Origin of the sequence: Winogradskyella sp., assembly GCF_028289625.1 — a bacterium.
Lineage (GTDB): Bacteria > Bacteroidota > Bacteroidia > Flavobacteriales > Flavobacteriaceae > Winogradskyella.
Map to the genome: position 1 here is coordinate 1 of NZ_JANQOM010000022.1, position 15,701 is coordinate 15,701.

Genomic DNA, 15,701 nt, shown 5'->3' on the forward strand with positions numbered 1-15,701 from the left:
TCGTCTTTATTAAAGATTGCTGCTGTGGAATCTTAACCAAAATATTCTTGTTGTATAAATTACGTATCCGAGCGATTGGTGGAAATTCCGGTCCAAGAACATTGGATTTAAACACCTGACGCAAGGATTTTGCGTACCAATCGGCTGCTAAATTCACGCGATTATAGTCTTTGTGCTTCAACGTAATTTTAATCAACCTGTAAATGGGCGGATACTTATAATTATAGCGATCATTCATTTGTTCGGCATACATCTCTTTATAGGCATTGGTAGAAACCTGTTGTAAGATATTGTGATGCGGATTATAAGTTTGAATCAATACTTTACCTCTAACATCTGTTCGCCCTGCCCTTCCAGACACCTGTGTCATCAATTGGTAACTGCGCTCATGGGCCCTAAAATCAGGGAAATTCAACAAATTATCAGCATTCATGATACCTACGAGTTTCACATGTCGAAAATCGAGACCTTTGGTGAGCATTTGGGTACCAACTAAAATATCTATCTCTTGCTGTTCAAAACTATGAATGATTTTCTCAAAGGCATGCTTACCTCTTGTCGTATCCAAATCCATACGCGCTACCTTTTGGTCTGGAAACAATACCTTCACCTCCTCCTCTATCTGTTCGGTGCCAAAGCCTTTGGTATCTAAGGTGGCATTGCCGCAAGCTTCACAACGCTTTGGCATTACTGTATTGTAGCCACAATAATGGCATCGCAATTGATCTCTATACTGATGGTAGGTTAAGCTTACATCGCAATTAGGACATTGTGGAGAATGACCACAGGTGGTGCATTCAACTATAGGTGAAAAACCTCTTCGATTCTGAAACAGAATAATCTGAAAGCCTTGATCAATAGCTTCGGTCATTTCTTCGATTAGCCGATCAGAAAAATGACCCTTCATACGTTTTCGCCTGTACTTGTCTGCTAAATCCACCAACTCTATGTCTGGCATGAGTACATTATTGTAACGTTTGGTTAATTCCGCCAATCCATATTTGCCTTCATTGGCATTAAAATAGCTCTCTAGGCTTGGTGTGGCAGAACCCAGAAGCGTTTTGGCTTGATGCATATTGGCCAATACTATGGCGGCGTCTCTAGCATGGTATCTTGGTGCTGGGTCGAATTGTTTGAAGGATTGTTCGTGCTCTTCATCAACAATAATTAGCCCTAGATTAGAAAATGGCAATAACAATGCTGATCTAGCACCAATAATCAGTTGTGATTTTTCAGAAATTGAAAGTATATTATTCCAAACCTCAACCCGTTCGTTACTCGAATATCGACTATGATAAACCGCCACTTTTTCCCCAAAATAGCCTTGCATACGTTGTACCAATTGCGTCGTCAAAGCAATTTCTGGCAATAAATAAAGGACTTGTTTCCCTATCTGAAGTTGTTCGTCTATAAGTTTGACATAAATCTCGGTTTTCCCAGATGATGTAACGCCATGCAACAACACTACGGATGTCTCTTGAAATTTCGATTTTATAGTTTGAAATACACTTTCTTGGGTTTTAGTCAAAGTTTTTGAGACTTTAGAACTTTCACCCTCAAACACAACACGATCCGTTTGAATATAATGCTCTTCTAAAATGTCTTTATCTATTAAGGCTTTTATAATTGCTGACGAAGTGCCACTGTGCTTTACCAATTCTGATACTTTGATAGGTTTTCGCCCTGAAGCTTCAAAAGTGAATAAGGTTAAAACGACTTTGCGTTGTTTTGGTGCACGACTTAGAATTTCCAATAATTCTTGAAGTTTGTCTTCGGATTTATACTGGTCATGAAGCTTCACATAACGTACCAGTTTAGGCTTGTACTTCTCATAAAGTTCTTCTTGTAACTGCAGTACGCCTTTTTCTACCAAACCCTTAACTACAGGTAAAATACGTTTCTTATCCAAAATTGAGACCACATCTTGAATCTTTAAAGATGCTTGGTATTGCAATGCTTCATAAATTAAAAATTCATCATCTTTTAATTCGGAATCCTTGACGTCCACAGCTTCATTTCTTGAAATTATGGTTTCACTTTCTAAAATAAAGGCATTTGGCATGGCCGCACGCATCACTTCACCTAAACTACACATATAATAACCAGCTATCCATTCCCAATGCTTTAATTGCACATCAGTTACTACAGGTGCTTTATCTAAAATCTGATGAATGGTCTTGGGCTCGTAAGCTGTTGGTGGATGATTATGTATACTATATACTAAAGCGGTATAGATTTTACTTTTCCCAAAAGGTACAGCAACACGCATCCCTTTTTTAAGGAACTCGGCTTCAGCTTCAGTGATATGATAGGTAAAAGCCTTCTGAAGCGGAATGGGTAGTATAACGTCTATGAAATAAATAGTAGTTAGTGATTAGTAGTTAGTGATTAGTGATTAGTGATTAGTGATTAGTGATTAGTGATTAGTGATTAGTGATTAGTGATTAGCAAAAATACAACTGATTCTTTACAACAAAGGGCATGCTCTTACTTCTTACTGTTTACTTGTTACTAATTACCGTATACTAATTAACACGTTTCCAGTACTGGGTTTTATAAAAGAACGCCACATAACCTCTTACTTGTAAGGTATCTTGGTCCTCTCCTATTTTCAATCTACATTTGTATTCTTTACCATTTTCTGGATTTAAAATAGTACCGCCTTCATAAACATCATCATCTTTTTCTAATCCTTCAATAATAACCATATTTAAAATCGGTTGATTCTTTTTATCGCCATCACATTTGCTACACACCGCTTTTTTATTTTCCGTTAATATCTCGACGATTTTACCGTAAACCTTACCGTCATCCTCATAGATTTCAACAATAGACTTTTCGTTTCCGGTTTCGTCATCAATGGTTTTCCATTTGCCTAAAATACTCTGGGATGATGCAACATTGAAAGTAAAAATAAAAGCAAGCACTATTATAAATTTATTCTTCATTCCTATTAATTTTTTTTAGTCTCCTTAAGGATGCATTTAACTCATATCCTAAAAGCAAAATATTAGAATTTAACCACAAATACAGCAATAATATCAAAAGTGCACCGATAGAGCCATATAACTTATTATACTGCGAAAAGTTATCGATATAAATGCCGAATACATACGATGTTAGGATAATAAGCAAGGTGGTTAATAAAGCTCCTACGGAGAAAAAACGGGTGTGTCGTCCTTCTTTAGTACCGAAATAGTACAAGGTTGCTGTAGCCAAGTACACCATAACGACGAAGAATAAATATTTAATTACAGAAATCCAGAGTTCTCCTGTAGCTTTTTCAGCGTGTAAAGCATCATTCAAAGGTGTAATAATGTAGATTTGAGTATAACCAAAAAAAGCAACTGTTAATAAGACCAGTACAGCCAGTATAAGGGCAATACCAAGTGCATACATATATTGCTGAAAAACGTTTCGAGTTAACTGCTCGTGGTAGGAGTTTTCAAAACCAGAAAATACAGCGTTTACACCATTGGCCATTAATAGCATGGATAACAAAAATACAGAGGATAATAGACCCGCCCCTCTTCCACCACTGATATTATCATAGATATTGGATATAAAAAATTCAGAAGTTTGGGGTGGGAGAAATGAATCTAGAAACTCTAAAAATTCAGTTTGAAAATTTTCTATAGGGATGTACGGAATTAAAATGATAACAAATAACAAAAAAGGAAAAATAGCAGTAAAAAAACTAAAAGCTATGGCGCTAGCTCTAGTCGTCAAAGCGCCTTTGACTATGCCCAGCACATACAATTCTAATAAATCGTAAATTGATAAGCCTTCAAAACCCGGTAAACGTATCTGCTTAAAAAAGCGAACGATGAGATTAATAACAGGAATTTCGTCCAGTTTATCTTCAATCGGCTTACTCATAATTATACGGCTTTTAAGCTCAAATCCATATTATATACCGAATGTGTTAAGGCTCCAGAGGAAATATAATCCACACCACACTCAGCATAACCTCTCACCGTATTTTCATTGATACCACCAGAAGATTCCGTTAAACATTGATCGCCAATTAATTCCACAGCTTTACGCGTGTCTTCATAATTAAAGTTATCGATTAGAATACGATACACACCACCTGTATCTAAAATTTCTCTGATTTCATTGAGATTTCTGGCTTCAACAATAATTTTAAGGTCTCTGTTGGTATCCTTCAAATACTGTTGGGTCATATCAATTGCTTTCGCTACTCCACCTGCAAAATCAATATGATTGTCTTTTAACATAATCATATCGTACAATGCAAATCTATGATTTTCACCACCTCCAATTTTTACGGCCCATTTTTCCAATGCCCTAATACCTGGTGTGGTTTTACGTGTGTCTAAAATCTTGGTTCCTGTACCTTCTAACAAATCCACAAATGTTTTAGTTTTAGTTGCAATTGCACTCATACGTTGCATGGCATTCAACACCAAACGTTCGGCTTTTAATATGGATTGTGAAGCGCCTTCCACATAAAAGGCAATATCACCATATTTAACAGTACTTCCATCTTCTATTAAGACTTCAACCTTCATATTGGTATCTACATAATTGAATACTAGTTTAGCAAATTCAACACCTGCAATAATACCTTCATCCTTTACCAAAAGCTTCGCCTTACCCATCGCTGTAGCTGGGATACAAGCTAACGAGCTATGATCGCCATCACCAACATCCTCACGTATGGCATTAGCTATGATTAATTCTATTTCCTTATCGAATTGTTCTTTTGAAATCATGTGGGAGTCTAATTTGCTGTAAAAATAGGAATTGAGAGATTAAAATTTAAATAAATACTGCGTGAGTTCGAGTGAATTTATGCGTAAAACGAATAAATTTGTTTCGAGAACAACTAAAAACGAGACTTCTCGATACAATTCCTATACCGATAGCTTTCGGTACGAAAACTCTCGAAGTGACAAAACGTATGCAAATCAAACTCATTGCCATAGGAAAAACCGATAATACGCAGCTTCAATCACTTATTGAAGACTATCAGAAGCGTTTAAGCCATTACATTCGTTTTGAGTTTGAAATTATTCCGCATATCAAAAATGTAAAACACCTTTCTGAAGCACAGCAAAAGGAAAAAGAAGGAGAACTTATCTTGTCGAAAACGCAAACATCCGATGTTCTTATTTTGCTCGACGAAAATGGTAAACAAATGGATTCCGTTTCCTTTTCTGGCTATTTACAGAAACATATGAATTCTGGGATTAAAACTTTGATTTTTGTAATTGGCGGCCCGTATGGATTTTCGGAAGGGTTATATAGAAGGTCTAACGGAAAGCTAGGGCTTTCTAAAATGACCTTTTCGCACCAAATGGTACGCTTGTTTTTTATAGAACAACTCTATAGAGGGTTTACTATCTTAAGGAACGAACCATATCATCATCGATAGCATGTTTTCAGCCAAATTTATTAGAAGCCTTAGTAGATACATTCCTTTTGTAGTGATTTGGTGTTTATTTGGCGTAACCTACACTTTAGTTGAGTATGGTATTTTAGGAAACTACCCGACCTATCCCTCTACAGGAAACCAATATAGCTTTATCGGTAATCTGACTTATGTTTTTCCCGCAACTTTTTCTATGGGATTATTACAAGGTTACTTAGAAATGGTATGGCTCAAAAAAAGATTTCAAAACTCTGCCTTATGGCTAAAAATCATCACAAAAACCATTATCTATATCCTCATCATTATAGTCTTTCTTATTGTGCTTACTGTACTTAATAGTATGGACAGCTTTAAGGAAGGACCATTTGGCGACCATGTTATTAATGAATTTTGGAACTTTTTTAGTGTTTTTGCGTTTTGGAGTATCGTTTATTATACAGGTCTTGGTGTATTTTTTGCTTTATTATTCGCTGAGATTATTGATTATTTAGGAAGCGGAGTATTTTATAATTTTTTGTTCGGTAAATATCACAAACCCATAGAAGAAACAAGAATCTTCATGTTTTTAGATATGAAATCCTCGACCTCAATTGCCGAAAAAATAGGACATCAAAACTATTTTAAACTTATTAGTGCTTATTATTCTGATATGACCAATGCTATTATTGAAAGCTATGGCGAAATCTATCAGTATGTTGGAGATGAAATCGTAATCTCTTGGAAAGCAGACAAAGGGATTAAAAACAATAATTGTATTGAATGCTTTTTTAGAATTAAAGCTGCCATACTTAAACGAAAAGACTTTTATCTTCAAACTTTTGGTGTTTTCCCAGAATTTAAAGCTGGAATACATATGGGTTCTGTTACTACTGGAGAAATTGGTGTACTTAAAAAGGATATTATTTATAGTGGAGATGTGCTTAATACAGCGGCAAGAATACAATCTAAGTGTAATATTTATAATTCAGAATGTATTGTTTCTAAAGCTTTAAAAGAGGCATTAACACTAAGTCCTTACTTACAACTCAATTATCTTGGCGAATTACCCCTTAAAGGCAAACAAGTAAAAGTAGAACTCTACGATCTTCGACAAAGCCAATAGAATAACAAAGGGTTCACTATTTTGAGAAATGAACCCTATCATCATAGATAAATAGCAAACCCTCTGTATAATAAACGCCTTAGCGTTATGGAAAAATTAATATGTTTTAAAAACCTCTTTTCTTTTCTTTAATTGGCGCGTTAAATCATTAATGGTTTCATTAACTGCCATTTCGTAAGTTGCCTCATTGGATGTGGCATAAATACGCGGTCCAGGTAAACTCAATTCTATATTACAAATTTTGCCTGCATCGTAGTCGTTATCATCATGCTTGATGTAAACCTGAGCAGAAATCAAAAACTCAAATTTATTAGCTAATTTTTCTAATTTCTCTGTTGCAAAAGCTGATAATGTTTCGCTTACATGTGTGTTTACGTATTGAAAATTTACCGTCATAATCGTACTTGTTTTAATTAATAATTCCTATATCGAATATACGATTTTTGTGGACGTTTGAAGCTGATAATTATCATAAATAATCACTAAAATTCTTACGGTCTGAAAGTATTCCCAATACATTACGTCTACATAATCATTAAACATCTAATCATGGAAAATCAAATAACTAAGGATATCATAATTTTTGACGGAGAATGCAACCTATGCAATGGTGTTGTAGGATGGCTACTAAAATTTGCGCCAGAAGATCTGTTTCAATTTGTGGCCTTTCAATCGAGTTATGGTCAAGAGTTATTAAAACAACATGGTTTTCCCACAGAACAACTCGATACCGTTATTCTTATAGACGAACATGGGGTTAAGACACATTCTGATGGTTTTCTCAAAATCATCGCTAAAATCCCAAAGTGGAAACGTGTTGCCGCCTTATTGGCATTTATCCCTCGAATGATTAGGGATTTTATCTATAAAACCGCATCAAAAAATCGCGTTAAGTGGTTTGGGCAATCCAGTAGTTGCACCATTGATTTTAGTAAATAAATTCTTAAGAGTAAACACTTGTATTACCCAACTCAAGCGAGTAATTGTTAGATAAAATTGTGCTTACAAACATCCATTCTGATGTAACTTCGGAACTTGTAAATGTTGTCATTAAAAAGCCTCTACGAGAGGCATCAAAGTAAGACAGTCCATCAATTAAAATCACTAATGCCTGTTCAAAACCAGCTATTGCGGTGGGATCTGTACCAATAAAGGCTTCAAAACCGGGCGAACTTACTCCAGCCGTAGCGAGTTCAATACCTACCTCTGTACTATCCTGACTTCGTAAGGTATTGCTCCAAGCATTATGCGTATCACCAGCAAGGGTTACAATCTTTTTTCCGTTTAAAGCGCTGTAAATGGTTTCTCTTTCTACAGGATAACCATCCCAAGCATCTAAGTTGTAGGGAATCACTGTAGTTACTCTAGCTATTTCTTCTGGTGTTAGAGTCGGGTCATTATTGATTACCCTAAGTTTAATCTCTACTAATTCTGTGAGTATTTGATTAAAATCTGGTGTTCCAAAACTCGTTAGCACTTCAATTGGAATAAACATCTGTCCCATCAACACTTGTTGACCTAAAACATTCCATTGGGAATTACTACCTGCAATTTGACTAATCAACCAATCTCTTTGTGTCGTACCTAACAAAGTTCTATTAGGATTACCTAAATCCGTTTGGAAAGATGTAATGTCAAAACCAGACGCTGTGAAATAAGAATTAATATCGAGCTGTTTATCCCTACCTATAATTCTAGTATCTAACATGTATAAATTGATCAGATTTCCAATGTTAAAAGATCTGTAGATAAGACTATTATTGGATTCGTCTTGTCTGGTAAAAGGTAAAAATTCGCTGTATGCCTGTAATGCGTTTTGTTTTCTTACTTCAAAACTACCTTCGGTGGCTTCGTCATGATTTTCCGCACCATCTATATATGCGTCATTGGCCACTTCATGATCATCCCAGACACATATAAACGGCTTCTTTTGATGTGCTAATTGTAAGGAACTATCCTGACGGTATTGTCTATATCTTGTTCTGTAATCATCTAGAGATAAAATCTCACCAGAGGGCACATGTAGTCTATTTAAGAACGCATTTTCGGCTGTAGCACCATAACCACCTGCACCATATTCATAAAAATAGTCTCCTAAGTGAACAATGATATCAGCTTCAGAATTAGCCATGGCATCGTATACCGTAAACAAACCTGCCTGATAATTAGAACAGGAACATACTGCAAGTTTTAAAGCGCTTGCGTTTTGTGGTAATGTAATGGTTTCACCAACGACAGAAACAGCTTCATCTTCTTCATTGATAAAACGATAATACAATTTTAAATTCGAATCTAATTCCGTAAGCTCTACAGCTATAGTGTTATCCCTATTTGGATTGGTGGTGATTGTACCATTACGCAATATATCAGTAAAATCACTATCGGTAGAAATCTGCCACACAATAGCTTTATTGGGCAAATCGTATCTTGTCCATATGATAACTTTAGAATCTGTAGGATCGAAACTGGCTACGCCTTCATTAAAATTTATAATCGTAAATCCTGATGTATCAATATTTGGTGATGTGAAATCATCATCGTCGTTACAGCTTATAAAGTTTGGGGCTAAAACCAAACCTCCTGTGGCTAATAAAGTTTTTTGAATAAACGATCTCCTGCTGTTTTTTGGTGTAGACATAATAGCTAATTTTAGCTACGAAGTTCTTGCTATTAATCGAAATGGTCGTTAAAAAAACTTTATAGTTCTATTATCAAAGCAGTCAATAATGGCAACAACAAATTCATATTTATGCTCAAATATTATGAAAAGGTTACCGCAATTTAAAAACTGTGTATTGGGTTTAAAATATGCATCTATAAATCACTCAAAAACCACATCATCAATATAAATCGTCTGTGGATAGCCATAGCTATTGGCAAACAGAACCAAACCCGAACGTATACAGCTTAAATCTTCTTTTTTGACCTTTATCGTATACCTTTTCCATTCAGAAGTTAATGTAATCTCTTCAGTTTTTTTGGCTGTATCGGGAAAAGGTTTGTCATCATCTATTAAGCCAAAGCCAAGTTTTACAACAATACCACTAAATTTTGATTTTGCCCAAAAACTAAAGGTTTTAGCACCAGAAATATCATAGCCTCCCAAAATATCACCCCAATCATTGGCTGGGTCAACAAATGCAATACCGTACCAACCACTTTCTTCAGAGTAGGTTATTTTTATGGCTGTTTTACCAGAATGCACTTCCTTCTTCTCATCTACATCAACATTTAAAGCCTTGTGATTACCCATATAGCCAGAAGGAAAATAAGGCAAATCCTCATTGTCCTTATAAACATAAAATGGTAAACTCACCTTGGGCACCTTATACTTTACTGCCTTTGCCTCTTTATCTTCAACCATTATTGACGTCGAAGCGATACCTAGATTTGATTTAACACCATCTTCTACATAGGTATACACCTTTATGACACCATGTTCTTTGGGCAATTCAATTTCAAAACCTTCGGAAAGATTTCCTCTAAAATTTAATGGATTAATTTGATTTCTCCGTTTTCTGCTACCTTCACGTTGGTTATAATGAAAGCTAACTTTTAAACGTTCGTTCTCAGGGTCATTTACCTTTAAATTTACAGGTATCCAGATACCACTTTTGTATTGCGAATCTGGTAACGAAAACGTCTCAATTTCAGGAACCTTATTATTTGGTTTTTTGCCTGTGAATGCCTCTCTTATGGCCCAATATTGAGGACGTTTCAGGTTGGTTACATGGGTAAACAACCAAGTTGATATAAAGTCGTTTGAACTGTTATAATGAAACACATATACACCCAAACAAGATGGTTTATTCACAATCCATTCCTTATAACCTTTTACAATAGCGTTGTATTTCTCGTTATCGGAAGGTTCTATTTTTACACCATTTTTATCCGCTTGCGCGTCCCATTCGCCAGTAACTCCAAACTCAGTGATAATATATGGCTTGTTAATGTTTCGCTTATCCAATTCGTCTTGAAGAAATCCTGCACCTGGTCCATAGCTATTAAGCCCATATATATCGATGGATGGTACATGGTCTTCCCACCAGTCCAGTCCAAATGTCCACGCTTCAACTGAAGTGATTGGATGATTAGGATCTAATTGCTTAATCTTACTACAAATACGTTCTAACAATTTCGAGTAGGCTAATTTCTCTTCATCGGTTGCCATGTTAAGGTATACCTCATTACCAATGCCCCAAGTTAAAACCGCGGGATGGTTCTTATACTTTTCTACCGTTTCAATAGCATTGTCATACATGACTTCCATGCCTTCGATATCGATTAAATAGTCAAAATGGTCATCGTCTTCCATTCCCGGTCTTCCGTGGCGCATCCATATCCCAACCATGACCTTTATACCGTGTCGTTCTGCTGCATCCAAAAGTTGCGGAGTGTTTTCGCCAGTTGCCCAAGTTCTAATAGCATTCACTCCCAAAAATTGTAAATCCTTAAAATAGGTATCGTAATTATCTACATCCTTATCATAGCCAAAAGTGGCTCCTTTAATATCGAAAGGTGCTCCATCGACTTTAAGCACCCATTGATTATCTATTTTTTCAACTGAAGTTTGAGAAAAAGAAAAAAAGGATATGGAAACGATAACAAAAAATATTCTCATAGTCTAAAACATTGGTAACCCAAAGTTAAGGTTTTAAAAGCAACCTATATATTGTTATTTTTGGATAAAAATCCACAATGCATGCAACTGGTCTTCGCCACTAATAACCAAAATAAACTTAAAGAAGTACAATCGCTTGTACCAAAACGCATTAAACTGCTAAGCTTAAAAGATATTAACTGTACTGAGGAGATTCCTGAAACCACAGGTACTATTGAAGGTAATGCCCAACAAAAGGCTGACTACATAAAAGAGTATTATGGTTACGATTGTTTTGCAGATGACACAGGTTTGGAAGTAGACGCTTTAGATGGTCAACCAGGAGTAGACACAGCCCATTATGCTGGTCCACAAAGGAATGCGAATGACAATATGAACAAACTATTGTCGGAATTAGAAGATACCACTTCACGCAAAGCACAGTTCAAAACCGTGATTGCCTTAAATCTTAATGGACAACTTGAAACATTTACTGGCATCTGTAAAGGGGAAATCACTACCAAAAAACAGGGTAATGATGGTTTTGGTTACGACCCTATTTTTAAAGCCGAAGGTTATGAACAGACATTTGCTGAAATTTCTTTAGACGAAAAAAATAAGATTGGGCATCGTGGTAAGGCTATGCAATTACTTATAGAATTTCTGAACAACTGTTAAAAACTTCTCACTTTTTACTATCTAATGCACTGACTTTGAGCCTGTAAAAAACTAACTTCGTTTACATGTGCTGAACTGTCACACTGAGCTTGTCGAAGTGTTGTTTCAGTATCGCTTGATAAATTCAACCTGTACCGAGCGCAGTCGAAGTATTGAAACTGAACTTATCTTTACGATAAGTACAACTAAAATCCACCATTCCAATTAAAAGACTATCTTTGCACCCGTTCTACAAAGCCACGGCGAAGTAGAAAAATAATTCGCCGTCGCATTGCTATGGCGAATAAATCCTCAAGGTGAGGACGTGTTACCAGAAGTTTGGGTTAATTGTATGTCGATACGCTTCTTATGTAACACTGCATAACATTATCGCATACAACACCAACAAGAATGAGTACATTCCAAGAATTGGGTCTTAATGAAGACCTTCTCCATGCTATTACCGATTTAGGGTTTATAGCACCTAGTGAAGTCCAACAAAAAGCCATTCCCGTTTTATTAGAAGAAGAACGCGACCTTGTCGCTTTGGCGCAAACAGGAACAGGGAAAACCGCAGCCTTTGGCTTCCCAATGCTTCAAAAAATTGATATCAATAGCAGAACCACACAAGGCCTTATCCTCTCACCCACGCGTGAGTTGTGCCTACAAATCACTAACGAATTAAAACTTTATGGCAAATACTGCAAAGGTTTAAATGTCGTCGCCATTTATGGTGGAGCCAGTGTAACTGAGCAGGCCAAACAAATCAAAAAAGGAGCACAAATCGTTGTGGCGACTCCTGGTCGTATGAAGGATATGATCAGTCGTAAACTCGTCGATATTTCTAAGATTCAATACAGTGTATTAGATGAAGCTGATGAGATGCTCAACATGGGATTCTATGAGGATATCACCGATATTTTAGCGCATACACCAATGGATAAAAGTACATGGTTGTTTTCGGCGACCATGCCAAAAGAGGTGGCTTCCATTGCTAAAAAATTCATGTACGACCCTATTGAAATTACGGTTGGTAATATAAACGAAAGCACCAATCAGGTGTCTCATGAATATTATCTGGTCAATGGACGCGATCGTTACTTGGCTTTAAAACGCTTGGCAGATGCTAATCCAGATATTTTTTCAGTAGTATTCTGTCGTACCAAGCGCGATACCCAACGTGTGGCTGAAAAATTGATTGAAGATGGTTACAATGCTGGAGCACTGCATGGTGATTTAAGCCAAAATCAGCGTGATTTGGTGATGAAATCCTTTAGAAATAAGCAAATCCAAATGCTAGTGGCCACAGATGTTGCCGCCCGTGGTATTGATGTTGATGATATTACCCATGTAATCAATTACCAATTACCAGATGAGATTGAAACCTATACGCATCGTTCTGGTCGTACTGGTCGTGCTGGAAAAACAGGTGTATCTATGGTGATAGTTGCCAAAAGTGAAGTACGAAAAATTAAGAGCATCGAACGCATCATTAAAAAGCAATTTGAGAAGAAAGATATTCCATCTGGCATGGAAATCTGCGAAGTGCAACTGATGAGTTTGGCCAATAAGGTGCACAATACCGAAATCAACCATGAGATTGATCCATTTCTCGATAGCATCAATGAACTATTCGAAGATACAGACAAGAATGAGTTGATTAAAAAGTTCTTCTCTGTAGAGTTTACCAGGTTTTTCAATTATTATAAGGATTCTAAGGATTTAACGGTATCAGATTCAGGTGAAAGCAAAACTAGGGAGCAATCAGCCGATGAGGTTCGTTATTTTATCAATGTTGGTCGTAAAGATGGTTACGATTGGATGTCGCTAAAGGATTTCTTAAAAGCCGTTTTAGAATTGGGTCGGGACGATGTCTTTAAAGTAGATGTAAAAGACAGTTTTTCATTCTTTAACACAGAAAAAGAATTACAAGAGAAAGTCTTAAACTTCTTTACCGACTTTAAGTATAATGGACGCTTTGTAAATGTTGAAGTCACTGAAAACAAAGGCCGTAGTGGTCGACGCGACAGAAAACGCAGTAAAAAAGGCAGAAACGACAAACCAAGAAGCGAAAGACGCTCAAGAAGAAGTGAAGGGTCAAGTAAAAGAAGATCTGGCGATGCTAGGAAAAATAGACATTCAGTATCCGATAGACCACGACGCTCTCGAAGAAAATAGGACATTTGTCGTTTTGAGAAAAGATAAATTCATTTTGGCTTGGAATTTGAACTAGTGCTGTTAATATTTAGTCAAATCGATGAATTGCAGACACTAAATGCGTTTTGTTTACTACCTTTACAATGTAATTAACACTAATGCGATATCTATTAGCAATATTTTTATGTTTTACTACAGTTTATAGCTATAGTCAAGACAGTACTGCCACCAAAATGCCTGAAACCGTAAAAGGAACCATTACAAGTTCCACAACGCAAGGCCCTTTGAGTGAAGTAAATATCGTGAATATCAACCAGGTTGTTGGTACCGCAACGGATGACGATGGTGCGTTTGAAATTAAAGCTAAAGCCAATGACACTTTACACTTATCGTATTTAGGCTATAAATCCCTTAAAGTTAGGGTTACCAATGATTGGTTGAAATATGGCAATACCGAAATAGTCATGACCGAGTTGGCACTTGCTCTCGAGGAAGTTACAGTTAGATCACTCGAACTTACTGGCTATTTAGAAGTGGATATGAAACAAGTCCCTATTCGTAATAATAACCAATATAGAATTTCTGGATTGTATGGAAAGGCTTACGAAGGCCGAAAAACCAATGTTGCCACAAAAGTTTTGGGAGCCATATTCAATCCGGCTGACTTCTTGTACAAGATGTTTGGCAAGAAGCCAAACGAGATGAAAAAACTCAAGAAGATTAAAGAGGATGATGAAATTAGAAACCAGCTTGCCAAACGTTTTGATAGAGAAATGCTAATGGTTTTACTCCAGGTCACCAAATACGACTTGGATGAAATCGTTAATCAATGTAATTACTCTAAAGATTTCATCAATACAGCCAACGACCTTCAAATACTGGATGCTATTAGTGAATGCTACGAAGAATATAAGGTCATACAGCGTAGTAAAGACAGGAAAAAGAAAAAGGATAAAGCTTAGTTTTACTAAGAATTTGAGTGTAACGCCACCCGATTCCCTTCCGTATCTATAAATACTCCCATATAGCCATGATCGTCTGAAATCTTGGTTTTTCCTTGATAGATTTTTCCACCTGCAGCCTCTACTCTATCCAATTCATTTTGAACATCCTCACTCATAAAGTAAACTAAAGTCCCATCTTGACAAGGGACATAAGATTCTTGCTTAATGAGCGTTCCTGTGGCACCTTGCTCACCCTCCTCATGGGGAAACCATCCCATTTTCAATCCACCAAAATCTACCTCTTTAATTTCAACCTTAAACACCGCTTCGTAAAATGCTTTTGCTCGGGTCATACTATTAACCGGAATTTCAAACCAACCTACAGTCATCAATTATCTATTTTTATGCTTTATACTTCCTTACTTTCATCTGGCGAACTTACCATCCACTGAATTCCAAACTTATCCGTTCCACTTCCAAATTTTCCTCCCCAAAACACGTCCTCAAAAGGCATGGCTACTTGACCACCTTCCATTAATCCAGAAAAAATATCATAGCCTTGCTCCTCATCGTCAGCAGCAATACTTACATGATAGTTATTGCCTTTATTTATCGGCATAAAGTAATCGTCAGATGCTTTCAACTCGCAACCATTACCAAAGGTCATGGTGACATGCATAATCTTATTTTCAATTTCTGGCTTACTATATTCTGGTGGACCATCTTTATAGCGCATTATCATCATATAGTCTCCATCAAAAATGTCTTTGTAAAAGGCTATAGCCTCTTCACAATTGCCATCAAACGAAAGGTAAACATCACATTTCATAATTTTATTGATTT

15 protein-coding genes are annotated in these 15,701 nt (G+C 36.4%); 6 read left to right on the forward strand and 9 right to left on the reverse strand.

What is annotated here, in order from left to right:
* The 4 genes from priA to nadC all read right to left on the reverse strand — a co-directional run.
* On the reverse strand, positions 1-2,362 hold a 2,362-nt coding region (gene priA, locus Q0992_RS04985), incomplete at its 3' end, for a primosomal protein N' (RefSeq protein ID WP_299521270.1).
* 163 nt (positions 2,363-2,525) lie between these two features.
* The gene (locus Q0992_RS04990; RefSeq protein WP_299521240.1) at positions 2,526-2,948 is read right to left on the reverse strand and encodes a DUF2147 domain-containing protein; all 423 of its coding nucleotides are present in this window, start codon (positions 2,946-2,948) and stop codon (positions 2,526-2,528) included.
* Positions 2,938-3,879, reverse strand: coding sequence for a YihY/virulence factor BrkB family protein (locus Q0992_RS04995; RefSeq protein WP_299521241.1), 942 nt, complete (start codon positions 3,877-3,879; stop codon positions 2,938-2,940). The genes Q0992_RS04990 and Q0992_RS04995 overlap by 11 nt, the downstream gene beginning before the upstream one ends.
* Positions 3,880-3,881: 2 nt before the next feature.
* Positions 3,882-4,739 carry a carboxylating nicotinate-nucleotide diphosphorylase gene (gene nadC / locus Q0992_RS05000; RefSeq protein WP_299521242.1) on the reverse strand — a complete coding sequence of 286 codons (858 nt, stop codon included), beginning with the start codon at positions 4,737-4,739 and terminating at the stop codon, positions 3,882-3,884.
* Between the two features lie 188 nt (positions 4,740-4,927).
* Here nadC and rlmH point away from each other — a divergent pair, with 188 nt between their 5' ends.
* Both rlmH and Q0992_RS05010 read left to right on the forward strand, forming a co-directional pair.
* On the forward strand, positions 4,928-5,401 hold the full coding sequence (gene rlmH / locus Q0992_RS05005) for a 23S rRNA (pseudouridine(1915)-N(3))-methyltransferase RlmH (RefSeq protein ID WP_299521243.1): 474 nt from the start codon (positions 4,928-4,930) through the stop codon (positions 5,399-5,401).
* 1 nt (position 5,402) lies between these two features.
* A complete protein-coding gene (locus Q0992_RS05010) occupies positions 5,403-6,500 on the forward strand; it encodes an adenylate/guanylate cyclase domain-containing protein (RefSeq protein ID WP_299521244.1) in 1,098 nt (365 codons plus the stop codon).
* 96 nt (positions 6,501-6,596) lie between these two features.
* Here the strand turns inward: Q0992_RS05010 and Q0992_RS05015 are convergent, their stop codons facing one another.
* Positions 6,597-6,896 carry an HPF/RaiA family ribosome-associated protein gene (locus Q0992_RS05015; protein ID WP_299521245.1) on the reverse strand — a complete coding sequence of 100 codons (300 nt, stop codon included), beginning with the start codon at positions 6,894-6,896 and terminating at the stop codon, positions 6,597-6,599.
* 153 nt (positions 6,897-7,049) lie between these two features.
* Between Q0992_RS05015 and Q0992_RS05020 the strand changes: the two genes are divergently transcribed.
* Positions 7,050-7,439: a thiol-disulfide oxidoreductase DCC family protein gene (locus Q0992_RS05020; protein ID WP_299521246.1), complete on the forward strand. Its 390-nt coding sequence runs from the start codon at positions 7,050-7,052 to the stop codon at positions 7,437-7,439.
* Positions 7,440-7,443: 4 nt separating this feature from the next.
* Here Q0992_RS05020 and Q0992_RS05025 read toward each other — a convergent pair whose 3' ends face one another.
* Complete coding sequence (locus Q0992_RS05025; RefSeq protein ID WP_299521247.1) at positions 7,444-9,138, reverse strand: alkaline phosphatase; 1,695 nt, start codon at positions 9,136-9,138, stop codon at positions 7,444-7,446.
* Positions 9,139-9,321: 183 nt separating this feature from the next.
* Positions 9,322-11,121, reverse strand: a complete 1,800-nt coding sequence (locus Q0992_RS05030) for a glycoside hydrolase family 2 TIM barrel-domain containing protein (protein WP_299521248.1) — start codon at positions 11,119-11,121, stop codon at positions 9,322-9,324.
* 81 nt (positions 11,122-11,202) lie between these two features.
* On the opposite strand from Q0992_RS05030, the gene Q0992_RS05035 reads away from it, so the two are divergent.
* The 3 genes from Q0992_RS05035 to Q0992_RS05045 all read left to right on the forward strand — a co-directional run bounded on the left by Q0992_RS05035 (position 11,203) and on the right by Q0992_RS05045 (position 14,876).
* A complete protein-coding gene (locus Q0992_RS05035) occupies positions 11,203-11,778 on the forward strand; it encodes a non-canonical purine NTP diphosphatase (protein WP_299521249.1) in 576 nt (191 codons plus the stop codon).
* A 390-nt stretch (positions 11,779-12,168) separates the two neighbouring features.
* The gene (locus tag Q0992_RS05040; RefSeq protein WP_299521250.1) at positions 12,169-13,935 is read left to right on the forward strand and encodes a DEAD/DEAH box helicase; all 1,767 of its coding nucleotides are present in this window, start codon (positions 12,169-12,171) and stop codon (positions 13,933-13,935) included.
* 137 nt (positions 13,936-14,072) lie between these two features.
* Complete coding sequence (locus Q0992_RS05045; RefSeq protein WP_299521251.1) at positions 14,073-14,876, forward strand: carboxypeptidase-like regulatory domain-containing protein; 804 nt, start codon at positions 14,073-14,075, stop codon at positions 14,874-14,876.
* Positions 14,877-14,881: 5 nt separating this feature from the next.
* Here the strand turns inward: Q0992_RS05045 and Q0992_RS05050 are convergent, their stop codons facing one another.
* Together Q0992_RS05050 and Q0992_RS05055 are read right to left on the reverse strand one after the other, a co-directional pair.
* Positions 14,882-15,247, reverse strand: coding sequence for a VOC family protein (locus tag Q0992_RS05050; protein WP_299521252.1), 366 nt, complete (start codon positions 15,245-15,247; stop codon positions 14,882-14,884).
* 20 nt (positions 15,248-15,267) lie between these two features.
* Entirely contained in the window at positions 15,268-15,687 is a 420-nt protein-coding gene (locus Q0992_RS05055; protein ID WP_299521253.1) for a VOC family protein, read from the reverse strand.
* Positions 15,688-15,701 lie beyond the last annotated feature (14 nt).